This is a genomic window from Paenibacillus sp. 2TAB23, assembly GCF_052115165.1.
GTDB lineage: Bacteria > Bacillota > Bacilli > Paenibacillales > Paenibacillaceae > Pristimantibacillus.
Map to the genome: position 1 here is coordinate 238,755 of NZ_JBFRGD010000006.1, position 22,570 is coordinate 261,324.

A 22,570-nucleotide genomic window follows, 5' to 3' on the forward strand; every position below is an offset into this window, starting at 1 on the left:
TTTACATGTAATTAATTCAAAATTTTACGAGCCAGAATCGAGATATCAACGATGTCAATCATACCGTCACCATTCAAATCCAATCCTCTGTACGCATTCCAATTTGAATCTTGATCATTTTTACCATAAGCTGAAGCAACAATCGCAAGGTCACCAACACTTACTCTATTGTCGTTATTGTAATCTCCTTCGATTGCTTTAATCCTTGAATCATTAAAGCTTTGCAGAGCCGCGTGCAGATGCATGATCGCCTCTTCAATTTCAGCCTGACTTACTCCCTGAGTCGATGCCACCACTTGAGCGGTATCGATCGCTGCTTGCAGGACTGCTTTCGAGCCTGTTGGATACTGGCCAGGATATACGCCTTCGATTGCTGCATCATGCGCGCTTTGCGCTTCCGAAATCAGAAGCAGCAAGTCCGACTTATCCAGCTTATTAATTTGGACTGCGTGAGTTGCACCAGCCCAATCTGACTCTTGGCCCGCGCCATTTGCAACCGTTAACTGAGTGACGCGAATGGAAGCGATCTGCGAATGATCCGTTGCAACAGCTTTAAACTTAAGCTTAATCAATCCATTCGACATATTCGTATTTCCAATATTAGTCGCGATCGTTCTAAGCTTGCCGTCCGTATTTACTTCGCCAACTAGTTTGAAATCTTGCTGGAGCGATTCCATTGCTACAAATTCCAGCTTATCCGCATCATAATTAATCGTCATATCTAACGCTTTGACATCTGTTCCAGAATGCGCCAAGCTGAATTCAACATCAAAGTTTTTGCCGCCTTCAATTGTCCCCGGCCCGGTCAGCAACGCTCCTTCTTGACCGCTGATTGAGATCAGCGCGCTGCCGCTCAAACTGGAGCCGCTGGCTTTCGCCGTTACTTTCACGACGCCGTTCTTTTTGGCCGACAGCAATCCCGTCTCACTGATGACCGCCACATTTGTCTCCGAACCGTCTTCTGCGGTTACCGACCATATGACAGGCACTCCAGCTAACATTTGCAGCGTACCGTCTTTCGTCTTAATGGAGGTCGCTCCGGCCTCGCCGGAGACCATCAGCTTCGTCTCGTTAACAAGTGTAACTACGCCCCATTGCGAACCGTTAGCATAGGACTGTCCGGTCACATCGTGCCACATGATAATGTCCTGACGGCCACCAGCAGCTTTCGCGTCATTGATCTGCAAATCAAATCCGATTACATGATTATCCGCAGGAACACCAGCTTTAAAGGGGATCTTCGTTTCAATGTAATAACCGCCATCCACGACTTTGGCAAAAGACTCAAAACCCGCACTGACACTGCCTGGATTAAAGCTTTTCTCATTAAGATAGTTAGTACGGTATTGTCCCATACCTGTGCCGTAGGAGGCTTGTTTACTGTTGGTCTCATCCACAAAGATCTCGACCGAGTCCTTCTCATGAGCGTCGCTGCTGCTGCTGTTCAGCACAGGGTCTTTTACACGCACAAGAACATACAGGTTAGTATCGTCCCATAGCACTTTAGCGGAACCGTCCGTCGGACCGTTCACCATTGTCAGGTGCTTAAGGATCGGCAGCGTGGCGGTCGTATTCCAAAGTGGGTCGAGCTCGGAGCCGCCGAGAACAGGCGTACCGTATGCGGCGGTCCCAACTCCGCTAGGTAACAGTTGAAGTGCTTTGATCGCGTTACGCAGCGCGTAATAGGAATGATCCGCTGCTGCCTGCCCGATCTCATCATTTGAGGCGGCAGTATTGGCATCACTTAATGCGCTTGCAAAAGCGTTCCATGAATCGTTTGTATATATCGTATTGTCCTTGTTATTGGCAGCCTCAATTAAGGCGGTCAGCAGCGTTTTGTCGACCGCTTGGACAATTGGGTTCGCGGATCCACCGCGGCCGGCTTTGACTTCGTTAAAATAAGTTTCTACTTTCGTAATTTCGTCAGCTGTCAGCACCCTGTCATAGATGAGAATCTGCAAGACTCTACCCATGAAGCGGTGAGGGGTATTAGCCGCCATCGTGTAACCTACGCCAAGATCCGATCTGTTTCCGAAAAGGGGCTTAGCGTTGGTTCCAGGGGTGCCTATAACGTTGTTATTAACAGAAATTTCTCTGTTGGTTCCGTTTAGCTGCGCCCGAACACTGACCAGATCGTCAGTGGCTGTTCTAGTAATTTGTTGCCCGCCGCCCGAAACGCCGCCATCCGCATTCCCAAAGCGGACGTTGACTCTATTTGTACCTACACCGAGACTAATACCGCTCCAACCGTCGTTGGCGGCCCATGTTTGGTAAGCCTCGTTTAATCCGAAATAAACTAGACCATTTTGGTCGCTGGAATTGTTGGCTGTTGTTGTTGGTTTAACCAGCGTGTATATCGTCATCTGTGTACTGCCGTTATAATCTTTAAAGCCTGCAGCTTTTAGCGGCCTTGAATTCGCGGCGAATTCTACATAGTCGTATACATCTTTCTTGAGCGTAGGATTCCCGTTTGGTGTTCCAAGATTATCGCCGCCGCTACCGGGGACGTTCGCCGGGACAAGCTTCGCAGGGATGCTACCCATATTTGTCCATCCAGTCACGTTGCCGCTGCTATCTATTTCCACGCCCTCATCGCCCTTGAGCCATAAGTCAAGACCATTTCTAGGAATATCAGCAGGCTTTATATCTCTCACCACAACTCGAGCGTGCGACTGGCTTAGTACTTCGCCGTCTTTCGCCAATACAAAAATAATGTATGGACCGGGCAACATAGGCGCGGTCATCCCGAGCGCGTCGCCGGAGGCTACTGTTTCATCGTCACCTCCATCAAAATGTCCGCCGCTCGACGAGGAAATCCATATCTTTTTGGTCGCGTCGTCCAAATCGTACGCAAACCTGACTGTCCCGCCGGGGGCTACTGACACATCAGCCGGGAGCAGCTTATTTGCCACCGATACTGTGGTGGTAAAGTTAAAGGTTATTTGACGCGTCGAAGCGCTGCCTGCCAAGGTCCAGCTTCCTGCGGTGCGGATTTCGTACCCATCCGTCACAGGCGTGCCGTTAAGCGTAAAGGTGTATTCATCACTCAAAGTCAGTTTAAGAGGCTGTACCTCTGAAACTTCGTAGCTTTTCCCATCTTCCACATTGGTTGCTGGCTTGCTCGCGTCGACGTATACCGTATACTTGGAAGTGGCCGTTTCTCTGCCGTCTCCATATACGATATATAGTTTGTATTCTCCTGCGGCAGATGGAGTGTTGATTGTTATTACGTTGCCGGCAGCTTTTGTCATCGTAATGCCTTCTTTAAAAACAGTTGTGTTCGCGGGCGCGAGCCAAACCGTGTCTTCCGCTTTAAGCAGACCCCTGCGGCTCAGCTTTTCATCGTCTACACCCATGATGACGTTGGAAGCAAGCTCGAACTCGGTATCGGCTATGAGGCTTTTTGGGATCATATGTGTGTATTCGTTGGTAAGACCCGAATTCAAAACGATTTCGTTGCCCTTAACCGGCCAAATGCGTGCTTCACTTTTGTAATTGTCGTAAGTAATCCTTGGTCCGCCATTCTGGTTGTTATTCCCGTCCACGTAACCTTCGACGGCAATCATATCGCTTTTGCGCTTCCAGTTGTTAAACTCAAAAAGACGGCTTTGTCCGACAGCATGGGAGAGCTTCGACTGCACGACGTTGCCAATCATCTTAATGAACGTGCTGCCTTCGTCGGGATGGAACCCGTTCGTCCAGTTGTTGGAGGTCGTGGGTTTGCCAGTTGGATTCGGGTCAAGGAAGTTGTAGTTCATCTCGGTGAAATTCGTCCAGTTGTCTGAATGCCAGTTACTATTCTTGTCGGTGACGGGGCTGTTTGTTAAATCGCTAATGGTGTCCCATGTCCCTCCGCCCGGCAAATTACCCGGATCACCCTGCCGTCCCAATGAGTAAATGGCTCCGGAGTCATTAACTACCGTGCAAATTTCCTCTACCCGGTTATAGTTTATTTTGTTATTTCTGGAGGTCGTAGAGAGTACAGGAGACCTTGCTAGGCTCGTTTCATGCGTACCATGGTAAGGGCCGCCGGTCTTGTTGGTACCTTGGGCGGTGAAGCCGAACCCATCGTACTCGTCCCAGCCCCAGCCGATGCTCATGGCGCCGTAAGTGGAGTCATAAAGGTAGTTATGCAGTACCTGCATGTTCGTTGTGTAGAAAGAGGTTAGTGAGTTGGCGCCCGGGAACCCGTAGCAATTCCTATACAAAAAGTTATTTGTAATATAAATATTCTCCGGCACTGCTTCCGTACCCGCCGTAAATTTTTCCTTGTTAACGCCGGCCCAGTTCCTTATTGGCGTGCCAGAGACCGAAACACTAGATTCATGCTTAATTGGCTCATCGTTTTCATAGATATGCTGCGGATGTCCGATTACAACGCCGGAAGCAAGCGTATCTACGATATAGTTGCCCGTGACTTCGATATCCTTGACATCGTTTTCCACATGGATGCCATTAAATCCGGTAAGCCCGATCTCGCCGTTCAGCACTTTGATGTTCCTTGCCGCGTTGATCATGACCGCTGCCGGCGGTATGTCATACCCTCGGTAGAAAGTCTCATGCCAGTTTATGCTGCTGGGGAAGTAAACGGTGTTCACGATAGAGCCCTGAACGGACGCGTATCCGCGGGAACTGGTCGTTACCGGACCGGATCCGTCGCTAAGTGTATATGTGCCCGTCAGTTCATACAGTTTGTAGTCGGTATGGGCAAACTTTAGCCCGTTGAAGGTTATGTTTTTGACACGTCCATCATCCGAGCCCTGGGCAGGGTTCAACCGATCTCCTACTGGGTTCCCTCTTATATCAAGGACCGTCTCAAGCCTTGGAATGACCACGTCGGCGGTATTGATATCCTCGCCCACAAGCGGGATGTAATAAAGCGTGCTTTCCGCTTGGTCGAAATAGAAATCTCCACGTTTGTTGAAAAACTCGAAAGCATTGCGAATGACTTGATTGTTACCTGGATTGTATTGCGTGTTATTACTCAAAGACTGTGAAATCGCCCCATACGGCATCTGGAACCGGAGCATGACACCGCCTGGCTTGTTGCTGGCTGCCGGCGCCTGTTCGATCGACGCGAAGGTGACAAAAGGCCTCGACCATCTGGCGGTAGAACCGCCCATGCTTTCGGCTTCGATGTTTTGGGGATTTTTCGTTGCCGTCGTCAGACCTACGCTTGCATCGAATACGATAGCCGCCCGGATGTTGCTGCCGTTCTGCCACGCCCAAGGGTTATTGGCAGCGGTAAAGCTGGCTGTGGGGGTGCCAGTTACGGTTCTATTGGCCGAAACGATTTGCGAGCTCAGCGTCATGTTGGCGCTCTTATCGTTTACATAGATCGAGCGCAGCTTATCGCTTCTGCTAAGGGTCGTTTTATATGCCGTTAAGCCGCCAGTCTGGGTAAGCCCAACAGCTTCTGTCCATACGCCCTTATCCAACATTTCACCCGCACTGATTACCGGCTTCGCGCCCGGCGCCGCCTCATAGCGAATCATGCTGCTTGCACTTCCGGAATCATCCTTGTTAAAAACCAGAGTTTCATCCAGCGAATAATATCCATCCGCAATTTGAACGACGATATCACCGCCGGTCTTAGGCAGAGTCCTTACTTCTGCTTTTGCCTTGGCAAGCGTTTTATACGGCTTTTCTTGTGTTCCGTCACCTGTGTTATCATTGCCATTTGTAGCAACATAGATAGTCGCACTTGGCGTACTGTCGGCAGCGGCTACACTGGGCGCACTGTCAGCTGCGACTACCGCCCCTGAAAATGGCAGCATGGGAAATACCATTACCAAAGTCATCATCCAAATGAATGCTCTTTTTCTCACTTTCATAAAACCTCCTTGGATATGAGTAAATTCATGTGTGGTTCCGAACTTTATTTCATCCCCCCTGCATGACCGTCCTTGTTCCTGGAGCAGGATTCTGGCTGCTAACCTTTACTTTGCCTATGACTGAGCAGTTCTATTTCCAATTTTGGAAGCGCTGTCAATCAATGCTTTTATAATAGCAGTCTGTACGAATATTCCCAGAGACTATTATTGGACCGTAAGGAAAATTCTCGGGACAATAGGGAAAGGTAAAGCGCTGCGCCAGCCGGAAGATACAAAGAAAAGACACCTTATCAGGTGTCCGTCCCTTTCCCGCTTTATATTCGTCACTTCAGAATTGCACCTGCAGTCAATGCATTTTCGATCTTTTCGTTGCCTATTAAATATACGATGATCATAGGCAAGCTGGACAGCAGCATACTCGCGCCGATGAGCCCCCAATCCGTAACTCCCACATTGATAAAGAATCCAAGCAACCCTACTGTAAGCGGCCGGAATTGATCCTTGGAAGCAATAATAAAAGCAAGCGGAAATTCATTCCAGATTCGAATAAATATAAGAACGCATTGCGTCACGAGCGCTGGCATTACGATTGGAAATATGATTTTAATATACGTTTGATAGACATTTGCTCCATCTATGCATGCCGCTTCTTCCAGCTCCTTAGGCAAAGAACGGAGAAAGGCATACAGCATCAGTACGCAGGAAGCGATGGCGAAGCCGGAATACGGCAAGATAAGACCCAAATAACTATTTTTGATATGCATCCATTTAACCAGCTGGAATAAAGGAATAACGACTACTTCGATTGGGACAATTAAACCCATAGATACATAAAACAGCATTAGCGAATTGAATTTCCATTGCATGCGGCTGAGGCAATAAGCTAGCATGCTGCCCGTTGTCAACGTAATGGCGATTGTGCCCGCGGTATAAATTACGCTGTTCTCGAAATACGTATAAAAATGATATTTGGACAGCGCTTCGCTGAAGTTCAGCCAGTCCAATGAAGACGGTAATCCAAAAGGATTGTCGTAAGCTTCGCTTTTGGACTTCAACGACATCGTTACCATCCAGTACAAGGGAAACAGAAACGTACATCCCACGACTACCCAAAATACTCGACTTAATAGTTTCAGAAAGCTCCCCTCCAGCTAAAACTCCAGTTTTTCTCTGGCAACGTACCTTTGAATGACAAAGGAGATCAAAAGGCATTCCAGAATAAAAATAACGGCGATCGCAGTGCCTTTGCCAAATTCGGAAGTATCAAATGCCGTATAATACATCTGGTAGATGACTGTCCTGGATAGATCTCCCGGGCCTCCTGCCGTCATGACTCGTACATGCGAATAAAATGCCATTGAGCCTAATGTTGACAGAATAAGTACGTATTTGATTACATTCTGCAGCAAGGGGATCGTAATTCGTAAGCAAACTTGAAAATAATTAGCGCCGTCGATCAATGCCGCTTCATAGTAACTCTTGGGTATGGTCTTGATTCCTGTATAGAACAGCAACGCGTTCAGTCCTATATATTGCCATAGGAATGTCATTCCGATGCTGGGCATTACCGTTTTCTTTTCCGTCAACCACGAATGCGTCCAAGAGCTCAAGCCTAACGAATGGAGTATCTCGTTAAATAAACCCCAATTTGGTTCGTAAAACGCCAGCCAAATCTGGGCAACAACCGTGACCGACAAGATAGCGGGGAACATCGCCACCGTCTTGAAGAATCGACGAAACTTCGGTGTTTGAGCATCCATGAAAAGCGAAAGCATCATGGATAGGGGAAGCCCCAGCAATAATGAGATGGCTACAATGAGATACGTATTCTTATGAGCGGTCCAAAAGGATGGGGAAGCCAACACTTCTTTGTAATTATTTAAACCAACAAAACCCAAATTTTTAAACCCGTCATGCTTATGCAAGCTCATCCAAATCTCCGGCAGCAAAGGGTAAACGCAGAATAAGGTAAACAGCAGCAATGCCGGGAAAGCAAACACGAATATAGACACTTTGGTGCTAAAGTACTTGTTCATCGCTCTCTCCACCATTTAATTTGTGTCTAAATCCCCTTGGACAAATCCCAAGGGGATTTAGCTGTTATTGCGTCTCTTATTTGTCAAACCACGTATTTTCGCTCCAGATCTTGTTCATCGCCTCATTAAAGTCATCGGCCGCGTACTCGCCCGTTAATAAATTCGCTCCTTGCGTAGATATTTCGGCAGACGTCCTCGCGTCTAGCGAATTCAGAGCAAAAGACGCGATTTTATTAGGAATCGGATTGTACCAGTCAACAAACTTCTGCATAAGCGGGCTCCTATCCATTGCTTGGTTACCTGTCTGCAAAGATATAGGAGCACCGGTAGATTCGAAGTATAACGCATCCGCCATCGCTAGAAATTCGGCAAGCTTGACGGCCTCTTCCGGGTTCTCGGTTTTGCCGTTTACCGCATAACCGTTAATCGGAGAACCCCAGAACTGTACGTTTTCTGTAGGGCTATACTTATCGCTGGCACTTGGGAATGGGAAGAAATCAACCGTTTCGTCTTTGGCGAGATTTGGCAGCTCCCAAGTAAACATCCATAACATAGCCGCCTTTTTGGACGTAAACATTTCCATCGCCGGACCATAATCTATATTGGCAATGCCGTCTGGGAACACGCCTTCCTTAACCAGCGTTTCGATCCGAGCCGCTCCCTCCTTGACCGATGGATTGTTGAAGTCCGTTTTGTTGCTGACAAGGTCTGCCATCGCCTGCGGGTCTCCGATTTGAATCATTTGCTGAAGCATAAAGAGTTTTGGTCCCCACCCGTCCTTGCCTGGAGTCACCGCCGGTATCATGCCTTTGCTCTTGAGCGTCTTCGAGATTTGAATCAGCTCATCGAATGTGGTCGGCACTTGAACCCCGGCTTCCTCGAACATATCTTTATGATAGAAGATGACAGGGGTGAAATACGTGTCCGCTCCGGAAGATAAGCTGTAGATCCCGTTATCGACATGCTTTAACGCATCCGGTACCGCGTATTTGTCCAAGAAACCGTCTTTGGAAATGTAAGGTGTCAGATCCAGAATGCTGCCTGTGCTCTTCAACGGCGTAAAGTAGCCCGCATCATTCCAGAATACGTCCGGCATATCACCAGATGCATTCAACGTCTTCAATTTGTTTGCCATATCCTCGCCGCCGCCGCCGGGCTCAAACTCGACTTCAAGATTAGGAAGCGCTGCAGCAATATTCGGTTTGATGAATTTTTCCATAATGTTATTGCGATTCTCGTCCGTCGTAAGCGTTATGACTCTCATCTTGATTTTTTTGCTGTCCGTCTTCGTCGTATTCTTGTTATCCTCATTGCTTGTTGCCGAGGGCGACGGATTGTCGGACGGCTCGTTGGACTTTGTTTCATTCCCACTGCTGCATGCTGATGAAACCAGCAGTGTACTTGCCATAAGGAACATAGCTGCTGCCTTTGACTTCGTTTTCATTGTTTACCTCCCCTATTTGTCAAAGCGGATATCAGATTGATTTCAGATGTTGAAAGCGGTATCAACCTTGAGTTAATTTTACGAATCTTCCCAAATTTAGTACAGAGACTATTCTCGGACCAGCAGTAAAATTAACGGCAAAAAAATAGACGATAGAGGAAAAGTTTTCACTTTTCCCTAACGTCTGCATGGAAGTGTAGGCTATCGGATTTGATTCACATATTTGCTAGGCGTGATTCCCATATGTTTTTTGAAGCATTTGCTAAAGTAGTTAGCGTCCGCATATCCCGCCCGGCTCGCTACGTTTTGGATAACCATCTCTCCCTGATCGAAAAGCTCTTTTGCTTTAATCATCCGTATTTCAGTCAGGTAGTCATTGATCGTAAAGGTCGTTTCTTTCTTGAACACGAAGCAAAGATGATTGTAATTCATATGAACGCTCTTTGCGATATCTTCGATTCGCAGTTCTTCGTTGCCGTAATGCTTCAAAATATACGATTTGACCTCCTCGATAACTTTGACGGCTCTATTGGTTTTGCGACTATGCACATAATCCATGGCCTTTAGAATTAAAGCACGTATCCAGTCCTCCAACTCGTTGAAGGTTTTCAACCGCTGAACATGTTGTATCATATCGGGTTGTGTCGTATTTCGGAAGACATCTTCAAAGCTTTGCGACGCTTCGGCCAAAAACTCCAGGCATGTGGATACGATTTCGATTCCGGCGAGAAGCAGCATTTCCATTGAAGCTTTTTGGACACGAGTATCATGAAAAAAACGCGAGAGCCATTCTTCCGTCTCGGTCATGTTCCCGATTCGCATGTACATCAGCAAGCCGCTTCTTTTTTCCACCGAGAACAATCCGACCTTTATCCCGGTTTCCGCAATCAAGGAATGTGCGAACACCTTGTTGCCACCCCATACAAACCGTTGCTTCAAGGCGATTAACGCTTCCTTATATGAAACCGAAATCGACTCAAACGTTTCGCAGCCTTTCCCTAAGCCGATCGTTACCGTACAGGCCAAATCGTTCTCTACGTTCAATCGAATCCGTTCGCAAATTGTTTCCAGCTTGTTAAAGGAGCCGTCAGGCGATCCTATGATTAGAACCAGACGAGCATCATGATCATGACAGCCGACACACTGAAAGGCGCTTTGCATATCATTTTGAGCGATTTCTTGTACTTTGGCTTTGCGAATCAGCATACTCTCCTCAAGATTCCTCTCATCGCTTGAATCTAGGTCGATGACAATCGCACGATAATGTAACCCTTCCAATTTTATTCCCAAATCAGTTAATCGATCCCGTTCTGAACTGGGTCTAGAGATAACGTTGCCCTGCAGCCAACCGTTCAGTACTTGCTCCTTCATGACAGACAATCCTTCGCTCGCCTGCTTTCTCAAATCGTCCAACTCAAGCTTGCCCAGACGCTCCGTTCGTATCAGTTCCTTTATATCTAGTAAGGAGCTTTGGAGTTCTTCTTCGTTAATGGGTTTCAGCACGTAATTAAAAACGCCTAATTGCACGGCCTGTCTGGCATACACGAATTCACTGTGACCTGACAACACCATAAATTTTGTTTTCCTGCCGCGCTCCTTGGCTTTATGTATAAACTCCAATCCATCCATAATCGGCATATTCATATCGACCAAAACGACATCAGGCTCTACCTCGGTCATCAGCTCCAGCGCTTCCGCCCCGTTTTTTGCTTCCCCCGCGATTTGAAAGCCCAGTTCACTCCATGGCAGCGAAATCTTCAAGGCTTGCCTGAAGTAATATTCATCATCGACGATAAGCACTTTGTACATGGTCTTTCCTCCTATTCTATTCAGTCCTTATCTTGCGGATAATAGAAATGYCAGCCTCATGGATGCGAGTAGGAGCTAATGATGACGAAGAGGCAGTACAATTATAATTTTCGTATAAACGCCGTATTCGCTTTCAACTTGCAGTCCGTATCTGTCCCCGTACAGCATTCGGATTCGATTGGATACGCTTCTAATCCCAAATCCGCCAGCTTCATCAAAAGCGCCGGAACCTGCCATTATTACCTTGGTTTGATTCTTGTGCATACCAGCCCCGTTATCGTAAATTTCAATTTCAACATTGTTGCCGCAACGCCTTCCTATAATGCGTATGATTCCTTTTTCCTTTTTGAGCTTCAACCCATGATAGATCGCATTCTCCACGATTGGCTGCAAGGTCAACTTCGGTATTGAATAGGTCATAATTTCATCGTCAATTTCCATCGTATACTCCATATATTCCACATAACGCAGCTGCTGTATTTCCAAATAGCTTTCCGTTAAACGCATCTCTTCACCTATCGATATGATATCGTTGCCATCACTTAACGAGATCTTATAGAAATTCGCCATGTATTGGGCTGCCTGTATGGCCTGTTTCCCTAAGCCCAGCTTAATGAGCGAAATAATGGTTTCAACCGTATTGTACAAAAAATGAGGCTTCACTTGCGATTGCAGCAATTTAAATTCGATCTCGGCCTTCGTCCTTTGTTTCTCGACGTTTTCGGCCATAAGCGCCTCAATCCGATCCATTAGGTTATTGAAGCCCTCGCTTAAATATCCGATCTCATCTTTGGATTGGTAGGAGCTTCTGACTTGCATCTTTCCCGTCCGGATTTCTCTCATTGTCTTGGCAAGCTGGAAGATGGGTCGCGTGATCGACCGGGACAATAGGAAGGAAACAATTAATGCTAGCAGCAAGCATGCTGCACCGATCCCAAGAATCAATTGATTGATTTCTTTCCGGTCCGAAGAAAGATTATCCATCGGGATAGCGCTTACAATTGTCCATTTCAACGGTTCGAAGCGTTGGGTGAATAGCAACATTTCTTGACTTCCGCTGCTCTGGGTAAAACTTGCGTCTTTACTGTTGTCAGGAATGCTTATGGACACGGCCTCCTTGAAATCCCGGTATAGCAAGGCTTTATTCTGTGAGGAAATAATTCGGCCGGCGGAATCGACGATATAAAATTCTCCACCCTTATTTTCCCCTTCCTCGTAAATCGAGGCAATCGTCGTTTCTTTCACGTACAAAAAAATGCTGCCAATCCTTTTACCGGTATCTTTGTGAATGACCGTTTTGGAAACTGCAAATACACTGTCTTCACCTTCATACAAGAATCCGAATTTGATCAAGCCTGTCCAAATGGGTAAATAAGACTGATCATCCGCTCCATAACTGTCACCGAATATGCGGGAAGCATATGCGTTATCGGCAAACCCGACGTCCACCCAGTGCTGATTCGAGGTGAGGATGCTTACTGCTTTGATTTTTGTGTTAGGCTCCACAATATTGCTGATCGTCTCTGAAAGGGTTTTTTTCATAGAAAGGTTATTTAAACCTTCAACCCGCTTGCTCGCATTGAACTCATTATTTAATAAAAAATCGTTATAAAGCACGTTCTGCAAGCGATAATCGCTGGCCAGAATTTTTGAATAATCTTCAATTGTAGATACCAAGGTTTGAAGGTTGTTTTTGATGAGCACAAGCTCCCTTGATGAGTTATTGATTTCTTTCTCAATAATAGCCTTCTGTGAAATCGTGTTGGCAAAGTACGACTGAGTGGAAATAAATACGACAATAATTAAAATGTTCGCTATGAATATTTTGTTTTTAATGGAAATCCCGCCTATATACTTCGAGAAACTTTTCATAAAGCGATTACTTCCTTTCTCTTCAATAGGACAAGAACGATTATGGAAACAACAATTATGTAAGAAGGTTGACCTGAAGTGCGTGGTGAGAGCGTCTTTACATTTAAGATCTCTTGTGAGGGGGGAATTACTTTTAAGAATAGCACAGGTTTAATAAGTGTCAAATTGAATTGTACTGAAGCGGTTGAACCATTTCCGTTCTACTCTCTCACTCATGAGTGATATTGTTGATCCCGATGGGATTGAAATTGTAATCGAGCATGCCAGTTAATGCGCTGTCATGACACACTTTGGTCAGGAGGATATTTCGCTGGAAGAAAGCTATCGGAGAGTGGAGAAATGGAGTAAGAATACCTTAAATAAGTAAACAAAAGGTAATTGAAGTAAAGATATGCACATTGTGATAAAAGACGCTACCCTCTACAATGAAAGCGCAAACATAAATCGTTTGCATGTCAAGTGTCCGAATACGATGCGGGTAAGCCGGAGGCGCACCTGATCGAAAATTAAGGAGGATTATCATTATATGTCAAAACGATTTAGCAGAATGCTCGCGTTCCTCTGTTGCTTGGTAATAGTGGCGTCGCTAATGCCTGTAAGCCTTGCCGCCGCTACTGACAACATCGAGAACGCAGAGGCAAATGAAACGCCGACCGCCATGTTCGGAACTCCCGAACTCGGGTCAGACGATCCACTGTGGGCTCTGACAATGGAGCATCTCATCAACAAAAGTACTGTACCCGGCGACTCTAAACCCCATGCCACTGGCACAGCCAGGATCCTTTGGGACTCCGACTACCTGTATGCCCGCGTGGTTGTGCAGGACAGCAATCTATACCAGGGAGCCGGCGGAGATCACCAGTACGATAGCCTGGAGTTTTATGTAGGCACAGGAACCGGAGGCGCAAACCAATGGCGTGTCAGCGCGACGGGCGTGTTTTCAGGGCAGTCCGCTCCGGGCAGAGCTGCTTGGACTCAGATCACGGAAACAGGATATATCGTGGAGATGAGAATTCCGAAAAGAACCTTGACCTTGAAGGAAGGCGATTTTACCTTTGATGTTTATATCAATAACTCGACGCAAACGGGCGGCGACCGCTATGAAGTCGTTTCCAGTTTCGGAGATCCGGACAAGGCTTATAGCAGCGCTGCTTCATATACAGACAGCCTGAAGCTCATTTTAGCCAATGAAGTGGACACCAGATTCTCAATCACCGCCACGGCGGGATCGGGCGGCCGAATAACGCCGAACGCAACAGGCGATGTTCTGAGAATAGCTAGCAACTCAAACAAAGAATTTACGATTACCCCCGACTACGGCAAAATTGTGGATACCGTAACGGTAGACGGCGAGGCCGCGACTCTATTCGATGGCACTTATACCTTTTTAAATGTTAACGCTGACCATACCATTCACGTGACATTCAAAAATGATTCGGCCGCGGTGCTGCTTCCCTTTACCGTATGGAATGACAACTTCGCCAGTGGCGAGTACACGACGGCTGTCATCATTGACCTGGGAGAGGGAAAGTCGGCGGTAGGCTCCGAGCTTAATCCGGGCTTGTTTACCGTGACGGCTAGGAACACGACCCTGAACGGCGCCTCGGTGACCTTTGCAGGGACGCGCAAGATCACAAGGGTATACGCCAATGACGAACCGAACGTGCGCGGCTATCAGGGGACGGTAAGCAATTCACCGGATTATCAAGCCGGACTGGAAAGCGGCCGTTACATCGTAGTTGAGTCTGAGTTTTATTCAGCTGGCGGCGGCACGATAACGCTGGATGGCAGCATGAACTCGACAAAGCAGGTTTACAGCATCGTTCAAAACGGCGCGGTCGTACTGACAGAAGGGAGTCCGCTTAGCTACGTGGTTTTTGAACAGGAAAAAGTTGTGAATCCGATCCTTGACAAGTTTACAACACCCACGGGCAATTCGGTCAATCGCGCGCTCTACCTTCATAAGGATGACAACGGTGAAGTATTGCAAGGATTGCCGCTGTATGTCTATACCCACGGCATGGGACGCGGCGGCACAAGCGCTACGACAGACCAAAAAGCGGCCATGAAATCCGCCAACGGCGCAGTCGCTCTGATGAAGAAAATGGAAGAAGATCCCGGCAAATACGCCAGCCATATACTGAATATTTCCTATAATGGCACGTCTACTCCCTCCACAGCCAATGTTAAGATGGTTATAGACGACTTGGTTGCCAGCGGTGCAGTAGACCCTAACCGTATTTACGCGGCGGGCTTCTCATGGGGCGGCCAGTATACGAACAGCTTAGTTAATGCCTATCCCGGCTTTTTCGCGGCCGCCGCACCTATGTCTCCGGTAAGCGGCTCACCGAGCGCGAACGCCAACAACGTTCACAACGAACTGGCCTATTGGATGTTTATAAATGAACATAACGTTGGAGGATACCAGACTAACCTCACTACCTTCATAAACACCAATATGCCGAAAATGATCAACGCGAGGGCTTCGCGTTTTGAGAGCAATGAGCCTCTTACGTGGCCTTACAATCAATTCGATCAGCCGAATTGGAGGCCGAATCCGGCCAACACACCTGTCCTGGGTGATCAAGTAGCACATGAAGTTGAAGCGGCGGTGCTTTACAACCAGATAACGATGGGGACTTGGAGCATAGCTCCAACGGCGCAGTCCTCTAACTTGTCGGCTTGGGACAATGATTACACAGACGTCTTTGATTGGATGTTCGTGCAGAGAAAAATGAACGTTCCCGGTGCTCCTGGCGACTTCAGGGCAACGGCGGGCGATGGACAGGTCACATTGAGTTGGACTTCTCCTGACGATCCTGACGACGGTCGCAGCGCGATATTGGACTACAAGGTCTGGTATAACGACGTGACGCCGGTCACACTGGATGCAGCGACGACCGAATATACCTTCACGGGCCTGACAAACGGCCAAGACTACACCTTTAAGGTCATCGCGGTAAGCGCGAAGGGCGACAGCGCGGAGATAAGTGCGAAGGCGACGCCGACGACGACTCCCATCGTACCCGGTCCTTCTGACGGCAATACGGGCAATACGGGCAACACCGGCAATACGGGCACCGGGACAGACGCTGGATCGTCGAAGCCGACCTACACAGTGAACACACCGAAGGATAAGCCCGCGGTCACGGACAAAAACGGCAATACCACCCTGCCCGGTGGCGGCGAGATTGCGACCAAGGGCGGGACGAAGATTGAGGTACCCGAAGGCACAACTATAGACTCAAACGGTAAAGTGACCATTCCGGCGAACAAGAGCGCCGAAGTGGCACTACCCGGCGGCAACAGCAAAGTGACCATTCCGGGCGGCTCGACGATAGCGGGCGACGGTACGGTCACAGTAGGCGGCGGAGACGCGCATGTGAACCTGCCGAACGGCAACCAGGTGGATATCCACAGCGGCTCGAAAATACAGAGCGGCGGCGCGGTTGTGGTAGGACCGGGCGGCGCGAGTGTCGGCTTAGACAACGGCATGTCGCTGAACATCCATGAGGGTACGGAGCTTGTGTTCGATGACGACACCCCGCTGGGCTTTCTCGTGATGTCGGGCAATCCTTTCAGGGATGTCAACATGGACAACTGGTTCTACAGCTACGTAAACTTAGCCTACACGCACGGTCTTTTCAACGGCACGACGTCCACGACGTTCTCACCGGGCACCTCAATGACGCGTGCGATGTTTGTGCAGGTACTGGCCAATCTTGAGAACGTAAACCGTTCCGGCTACACGAGTTCCCGCTTTAGCGATGTGACGGACGGACAGTGGTACACGGCGGCAGTCGAGTGGGCGGCCGAAAGCGGCATAGTCAACGGTATAAACGCTGACCTGTTTGATCCGAATTCACCGATGACGCGCGAGCAGATGCTGATGATACTGTACAACTATATGAAGTACAAGGGCTATGAGATACCTGAAAGCCAATCTAAGTCCTTCATGGACGAGAGTGAGATCAGCTCATGGGCGTTGGAGGCCGTTCAGGCGCTGCGGGGAATCGGCATTGTATTAGGCAAGCCGGACAACCTCTTTGACCCCCAAGCCACCGGCACCCGCGCCGAAGTAGCTACTATCTTTACAAGGTTCGTCGAATATCTGGCTAAGTAAAAGCGTAAACAGAAAAATGCGGACCCTTCCGGCTGGACAATATCCAACCGGAAGGGTTTCCTTCTATTTTACAATGAAAATCTCCAGTCTGATGCTGCTAAACACACAACAGTAGCGTAGTTCTTTGGTCTATGCCTGTTTCATTATCACTTGGGTGTCGCAGTCGATACAAATTTAACGAAGGCAGCCAAAGCCAACTCCTATTTTTTGGATACGACTTCAATTCATTCATAAAACCCTTTGTATCCCATAGTCAATCGTGTGGAGTCTAGCTTTCTTTAATAGTAAGGACTCCAAAGTTGTACAAGAAGTCCGAACCCTGTTGCCCAAGCCAACACACAGCACTCCACATGGGCGGGTTTCGCAATTTATTTATTTTGCCATTTGATAGATAAAATCAACTCATACTGCCGCTCACTGTATTTTTTCATTGTCAGTAATATAGAAGTGCTGTTCGATCATGTGTTCAGTTAAAATCAAGGCCGTATTGCCCTGTATATCAAGAATGCGCCAATGATACCCGCCCAATGGCAGGATAAGCCGATATTAAAATTCCTCATTCTCTTTCTTCTCGTCCCCTTACTTTTTATTCGAACCAGGACGCTGCGGATTGATCGTGCCAAAGATATGATACGGTGTTATCCCATTTGCAAATAGGCTATCTATCAACTTGACCAATTCTTCCGACGATAGATCTTTGCCGTTGCGTATCCAAAGGCGAAACATAGATATTAATGTTGATATGTAAAACTCAATTATGTATGGTGCTAAGTCATCATTTGTTGGAAAGTCCACAATCAATCTCTCAAAGGGAATCTCTCTTTTCAGGCGTTCAACAAAATGAACAGAACCATAGTCGCCCAAGAGGGCTTTAAGAACTGAAATTTCCTCTGCATTTTCCAAGCATTGAAGTGCATCTTGGAAAGTATGTGTAGAAAACTCTCTGCCTGCCATCTCCTCGTTAATGGATTTCAAGACACGCTCTTCAACGCAGTCCAACAACTCATAGATATCCGTAAAGTATTGATAAAAAGTACTGCGATTATATCCTGATTGGTTAGCAATCTCTTGAATGGATATTTTTTCAATTGGTTTTTGGCTATATAAATCACAGAATACATTTATAAATGTTTGCCTTGTTTTGTCCGTAATTTCAGGTTGCTTATTCATTATTTGCCTCCATTATTCAATCGATTATACGACAGATATTAAAAATCTGATGGTTGATGACCGTATAGTGAATCTATACAATAACATTATACAACACGTTGTTTGATCATTAACAAGGATTATTATATATTTTTAGGAGGCAATATGAGAATTTTATTCTTCGGTAGAGGTGTAATATCGACCCAATATGCTTGGGCTTTTGAAAAGGCAGGGCATACAGTTGAGTTTTACGTTAGAAAAGGGAGAAAAGAAACCTTCGGAAGCAATATAGAACTTGAAATGTGGGACGCACGAAGAGGGAAACAGCTAATAAAAGAAAGCTGGAACGTCAAACTGCATGAGGAGATGAGCCCAAATTATGATCTCATTATTGTGAGTGTCAACACGGAACAACTTCCAAAAGCAGCTCAATTACTATCGACTGCTGCTGGAAACACCCCTGTCCTAATATTCAATAACGTCTGGCAAGATTTGAAATCATCGATCTCACCATTGTCTATGAACAATGTTGTCTTTGGGTTCCCAGGAGGAGGCGGCGGCATCGCGGACAATAGGCTTAGAGGTGGCTTTTTGAAAATGCTGTTTCTGGAAAAACCACGGGAAGGCACTGAACATATTAACAACAAGGTCAAAGAACTATTTGAAAGTGCCCATTTTAAAATTAGTTGGATAAAGGATATGCAAAACTGGCTATGGAATCACTTTGCAATGAATGCGGCTATTGAGACCGAGGTGTTAAAACGGGGAAGTTTTCCAGCACTCTTGAATCATAGTGACTCATTCGCAAATCTTGGTAAGAATATGAGGGAAATTACCCCTGTACTTAAAGCAAGAGGTGCAAAGATTGATACGATTTCTCTACTGTTAACTAAGATTCCACCAGCACTTCTCGGTACGCTTTTTAACAAGTTTATTTTTGCAAAGGGCAGCTTACCACGACTTTTCATCGAATACAACAAAAGTAAAGCAGGTTTTGCGGTACTTGAAGTTGTGAGAGAAGCAAAAAAGTTAGGTATACCTTTACCACGTCTTTCTTTGGCAATTGAAAACAATGAACAACACAAAGCTATTGAAAATTCCATATCATAAACAGAAGATTTCTTAGGCCTGACTTTGCCGTTTCTATTCCTACACTATTTATTCCCGATCATCGAGTATATCCAAATTCTTATATATCTTGCTCTTCTCAATCTTCTGCTGCACCTTATCCACGATATCATCAGCCTCCGTGCCGAGGATATCGATCAACGTAATCTCATTGCCTTTCTTATCCGTACCAATTGGATCATGCAAAGAAACGTCCTTTCGAGTTTTCTTCCATGAGCGCAGATGCATAAGTATTTCGTTCTCAATACAGCGAGCCGCGAATGTCGCGAGCTTCGTGCCTTTTCTCGTTTGAAAGCTCTCGATCACCATAATCAATCCAATCGTCCCGATCGAGATCAAATCCTCGAGATCCTCCCCGGTATTGTCGAATTTTTTGACTATGTGAACATAACCTGATGTCATTTAGAAGGGGATCGACTAATTCAGCTCATAACTTAAGGCCGCTCCTACTAAGGAACGGCCTTAATGCATATATTCATTTTAAAAATAGTTCAAATCCCAGCGATCCGCCCACTTAATTTCTATCCCATCGTCCACAAAGGTGATAGGAAGCCATACATATCTGGAACGAGCAAGCTCCTCCGGCAGCCATCGGTCAGCCATAAATATAAAGCTGTTCTCTAAACCTTGGACAGGAAACACATACGTACTCTGCGCATAAAACGATTTCCGAGCATTACGTCCGCTTAACGGATTATCCTTGAGCTCCCACCGCCCCATCATCCGATTCGACTCCGCAACGAGAGTCGCATTGGGATACCACCCCGTGCAACCCGAGGAAAGCAAGTAATATCTCCCCGCATGTTTAAACACCGCCGGCGCTTCCCGGGACTGATCAATGAACGCTTTCGTAAACTCGCCATTCAAATCGGTATAATCATCCGTTAACCTCGATATGACCAGGGTTTTGTTCCAGTCAGACGAATGAATTAAATACGCCGTTCCATCGTCGTCTTTAAATAATGTCATATCCCGACAATCGACGTCGTTAGGACGCTTGCTTCCCAAATATGCAAAGGGTCCTGCCGGATGGTCGCTTATGGCCACACCGGTTTTAGCCAGCGTATAGTCCTCGCTATCCATATGAAGCCACATGACGTATTGGCCAGTCCGATCGTTTTTCAGTACCTTCGGGCGTTCCGCTACTTTGGACGGATGAAGGTCATGTCTCGGATCATCGGAAACCGCAGGCAGCACAATGCCTTCGAAGGTCCAGTTATATAAATCGCTTGAAGAGTAGCAGGATATGCCAATGACGTCCACGCGCTGAATACCGATTTGACTTATCCTGTTTGGGCCGTCTTTATTTTCTCCATACCAGTAATACATCCCGTTATCGAATAATATGCTGCCGCCATGCGCCTGAATAGGCTTTCCTTTCGTATCCAACCACAATTCGCCTGGCTGAAAATCCTCATACTTTGTCATTTCAACCACCTCAATTCTTCGCTTTGAAATAGGCAACCTACGCCCTATTAAAGAGACCTTGCTGATAAACTTGGCTCCAGCAAGGTCTCTTCCTACCCTAAACGAGCTTTCTCGCGGATTTAGCGACCTTCCGCTTGCGCTTGCTTATTCGTTACTTCAATCACTTTCGTACCGCCTTTAGACAGCCACTCTTCCTTGAAGGAAGAGAAATCCGCAGAAACGTCCTTGGATTCCACAATGATTTTTACGAATTTTTCATTTACCAAATCATTCAGCTGGCTTGGAATACTCGGATCGAGTTCCTCTGGACTAATGTTTAAATAGGCTAACGGATTCGGAACGGCGAAATCGCCTGTCGATTTTGCCATTGCGACAATGTCCTCTTTATTAGGCGTACTGTCGGCGAGGAAGTCCGAATTCCATGAAACCAATGCTTTTAAGGAAAAGGCTTTGTCTTTGCCCTTTTCTTCATCCGTCATGAGGGGGGTGATTTTATCTCCGTCTTTGCTGTAGTGGACCCCTTCAATGCCGTTCATCATCAGCTGCTGCCCTTCACTTGAGAGCAGGTAGTCCAACAGCTCCAATGATTTTTTCTTTTTCTCATCCGAGATGCTGGCATTAACAGACGTTTCTGCCCAGAAGTTATTGAAGCCGTCCATCCGTTGAGCCCCCGTTTTCCCTACCAAGGTGCCTACCCATGTGAAAATCGACTTCGGATCGGCATCGGGATATGCCTGCTCGAACTTGTCATAAAAATCATTATAGAAGGTAGCATTTGCGTTATGAATCATGATACCGACTTTACCTGTGATAAATTTCTCGATTTTCTGATCGTCCGTATTCAACATAAATTCAGGATCAAGTATTTTTTCCTTGTACAGCTGATTTAGARGAACAAGCCCGTCTCTCGTTTCATCGGAAATAACCTCCGGTACCCATTGCCCATCTTTCTTCTCCCACCTATCGGTGCTCGTGTCGAAAGCGTTGAATAACGGATACTGCCACCAAATCCCTCCGGCACTGGAGGAATAACCGTACGTATCCTTCTTGTTATTGCCGTCAGGGTCACCTTCGGTAAAGGCCTTGGCAACCGCATAGAACTCATCGATCGTCTTTGGCATTTGTAGGTTTAGCTTATCCAGCCAATCCTTGCGAATCAGAATATTGTGCCCGCTGACCGCCATCTTTCCGCTGCCGGATTCATTGAATATAGGAAGCGCATAATGCTTGTTGTCGGTCGTTTTAGCTAAATGCTCAAAGTTCGCTAGTGACGCTTTCATATTCGGATACTGCTCTGAGTAATCCGAAAGCGGAAGGAGCATGCCCTCTTTAATCCACTGACGGTATTGAACCGGTCGGTCAATGCCATAGGAGACAAATACATCGGGCATCTCTCCGGAAGCAATCATCACGTTCAGCTTCTCTTCCCAGTCATTCCATGAAGCCGTAATTACCTTTAAACGGATATTGAGCTTTTCCTGCAAATGCTTATAGATTTGAGAGTCCTGCGAATCAGCCCCCTCGAACATCCAACTAAACACGGATAATTCAACAGGTTTTGCATTTTCAACAACGGGTTCGGAATCAGGATTTTCTTCGCTTGTAGACGGAGAAGACTCACCCGCTTCGCTTTTCTCATTATTATTTCCGCATCCTGCAATCACCCCAACGAATAACAACACCATTGCAAGACATAACATGAGGCCTTTCTTTCCATTCAACATGTTGTTCACTGCTCCCCTTTAAT

11 protein-coding genes and 1 pseudogene are annotated in these 22,570 nt (G+C 46.8%); 2 read left to right on the forward strand and 10 right to left on the reverse strand.

All coding sequences use genetic code 11. From position 1 onward, the window contains the following. Nucleotides 1-11 precede the first annotated feature (11 nt). The 6 genes from AB4Z29_RS11815 to AB4Z29_RS11840 all read right to left on the reverse strand — a co-directional run bounded on the left by AB4Z29_RS11815 (nucleotide 12) and on the right by AB4Z29_RS11840 (nucleotide 12,995). On the reverse strand, nucleotides 12-5,834 hold the full coding sequence (locus tag AB4Z29_RS11815; RefSeq protein ID WP_441943246.1) for a sugar-binding protein: 5,823 nt from the start codon (nucleotides 5,832-5,834) through the stop codon (nucleotides 12-14). Nucleotides 5,835-6,157: 323 nt separating this feature from the next. Beyond that, nucleotides 6,158-6,895 carry a carbohydrate ABC transporter permease gene (locus AB4Z29_RS11820; protein ID WP_441943247.1) on the reverse strand — a complete coding sequence of 246 codons (738 nt, stop codon included), beginning with the start codon at nucleotides 6,893-6,895 and terminating at the stop codon, nucleotides 6,158-6,160. 90 nt (nucleotides 6,896-6,985) lie between these two features. Next, nucleotides 6,986-7,870 (reverse strand): carbohydrate ABC transporter permease, encoded by an 885-nt coding sequence (locus AB4Z29_RS11825; RefSeq protein ID WP_441943248.1) that lies wholly within the window; start codon nucleotides 7,868-7,870, stop codon nucleotides 6,986-6,988. A 76-nt stretch (nucleotides 7,871-7,946) separates the two neighbouring features. After that, a complete protein-coding gene (locus AB4Z29_RS11830) occupies nucleotides 7,947-9,314 on the reverse strand; it encodes an ABC transporter substrate-binding protein (RefSeq protein ID WP_441943249.1) in 1,368 nt (455 codons plus the stop codon). A gap of 201 nt (nucleotides 9,315-9,515) precedes the next feature. After that, nucleotides 9,516-11,123: a response regulator gene (locus AB4Z29_RS11835; RefSeq protein ID WP_441943250.1), complete on the reverse strand. Its 1,608-nt coding sequence runs from the start codon at nucleotides 11,121-11,123 to the stop codon at nucleotides 9,516-9,518. Nucleotides 11,124-11,198: 75 nt separating this feature from the next. After that, nucleotides 11,199-12,995, reverse strand: coding sequence for a cache domain-containing sensor histidine kinase (locus AB4Z29_RS11840; RefSeq protein ID WP_441943251.1), 1,797 nt, complete (start codon nucleotides 12,993-12,995; stop codon nucleotides 11,199-11,201). Between the two features lie 547 nt (nucleotides 12,996-13,542). Between AB4Z29_RS11840 and AB4Z29_RS11845 the strand changes: the two genes are divergently transcribed. Beyond that, nucleotides 13,543-17,118, forward strand: a complete 3,576-nt coding sequence (locus AB4Z29_RS11845; protein ID WP_441943302.1) for an S-layer homology domain-containing protein — start codon at nucleotides 13,543-13,545, stop codon at nucleotides 17,116-17,118. A gap of 579 nt (nucleotides 17,119-17,697) precedes the next feature. Here the strand turns inward: AB4Z29_RS11845 and AB4Z29_RS11850 are convergent. Beyond that, nucleotides 17,698-18,288 (reverse strand): TetR/AcrR family transcriptional regulator, encoded by a 591-nt coding sequence (locus AB4Z29_RS11850; protein WP_441943252.1) that lies wholly within the window; start codon nucleotides 18,286-18,288, stop codon nucleotides 17,698-17,700. A gap of 144 nt (nucleotides 18,289-18,432) precedes the next feature. Between AB4Z29_RS11850 and AB4Z29_RS11855 the strand changes: the two genes are divergently transcribed. Further along, a complete protein-coding gene (locus AB4Z29_RS11855) occupies nucleotides 18,433-19,377 on the forward strand; it encodes a ketopantoate reductase family protein (protein ID WP_441943253.1) in 945 nt (314 codons plus the stop codon). A gap of 51 nt (nucleotides 19,378-19,428) precedes the next feature. Here the strand turns inward: AB4Z29_RS11855 and AB4Z29_RS11860 are convergent. The 3 genes and pseudogenes from AB4Z29_RS11860 to AB4Z29_RS11870 form a co-directional block, all read right to left on the reverse strand. Further along, a pseudogene (locus tag AB4Z29_RS11860) lies at nucleotides 19,429-19,797 on the reverse strand (sigma factor); the annotation flags it as partial. A 78-nt stretch (nucleotides 19,798-19,875) separates the two neighbouring features. Next, complete coding sequence (locus tag AB4Z29_RS11865; RefSeq protein ID WP_441943254.1) at nucleotides 19,876-20,823, reverse strand: glycoside hydrolase family 43 protein; 948 nt, start codon at nucleotides 20,821-20,823, stop codon at nucleotides 19,876-19,878. A 119-nt stretch (nucleotides 20,824-20,942) separates the two neighbouring features. Continuing rightward, nucleotides 20,943-22,547: an extracellular solute-binding protein gene (locus AB4Z29_RS11870; protein ID WP_441943255.1), complete on the reverse strand. Its 1,605-nt coding sequence runs from the start codon at nucleotides 22,545-22,547 to the stop codon at nucleotides 20,943-20,945. Nucleotides 22,548-22,570: the final 23 nt, after the last annotated feature.

Bases quoted from the DNA above. Each gene is read 5' to 3' on its own strand.
- AB4Z29_RS11815 (WP_441943246.1), bottom strand. From the start codon at position 5,834: ATGAAAGTGAGAAAAAGAGCATTCATTTGGATGATGACTTTGGTAATG.
- AB4Z29_RS11840 (WP_441943251.1), bottom strand. From the start codon at position 12,995: ATGAAAAGTTTCTCGAAGTATATAGGCGGGATTTCCATTAAAAACAAA.
- AB4Z29_RS11835 (WP_441943250.1), bottom strand. From the start codon at position 11,123: ATGTACAAAGTGCTTATCGTCGATGATGAATATTACTTCAGGCAAGCC.
- AB4Z29_RS11845 (WP_441943302.1), top strand. From the start codon at position 13,543: ATGCTCGCGTTCCTCTGTTGCTTGGTAATAGTGGCGTCGCTAATGCCT.
- AB4Z29_RS11820 (WP_441943247.1), bottom strand. From the start codon at position 6,895: ATGTCGTTGAAGTCCAAAAGCGAAGCTTACGACAATCCTTTTGGATTA.
- AB4Z29_RS11825 (WP_441943248.1), bottom strand. From the start codon at position 7,870: ATGAACAAGTACTTTAGCACCAAAGTGTCTATATTCGTGTTTGCTTTC.
- AB4Z29_RS11855 (WP_441943253.1), top strand. From the start codon at position 18,433: ATGAGAATTTTATTCTTCGGTAGAGGTGTAATATCGACCCAATATGCT.
- AB4Z29_RS11865 (WP_441943254.1), bottom strand. From the start codon at position 20,823: ATGACAAAGTATGAGGATTTTCAGCCAGGCGAATTGTGGTTGGATACG.
- AB4Z29_RS11850 (WP_441943252.1), bottom strand. From the start codon at position 18,288: ATGAATAAGCAACCTGAAATTACGGACAAAACAAGGCAAACATTTATA.
- AB4Z29_RS11830 (WP_441943249.1), bottom strand. From the start codon at position 9,314: ATGAAAACGAAGTCAAAGGCAGCAGCTATGTTCCTTATGGCAAGTACA.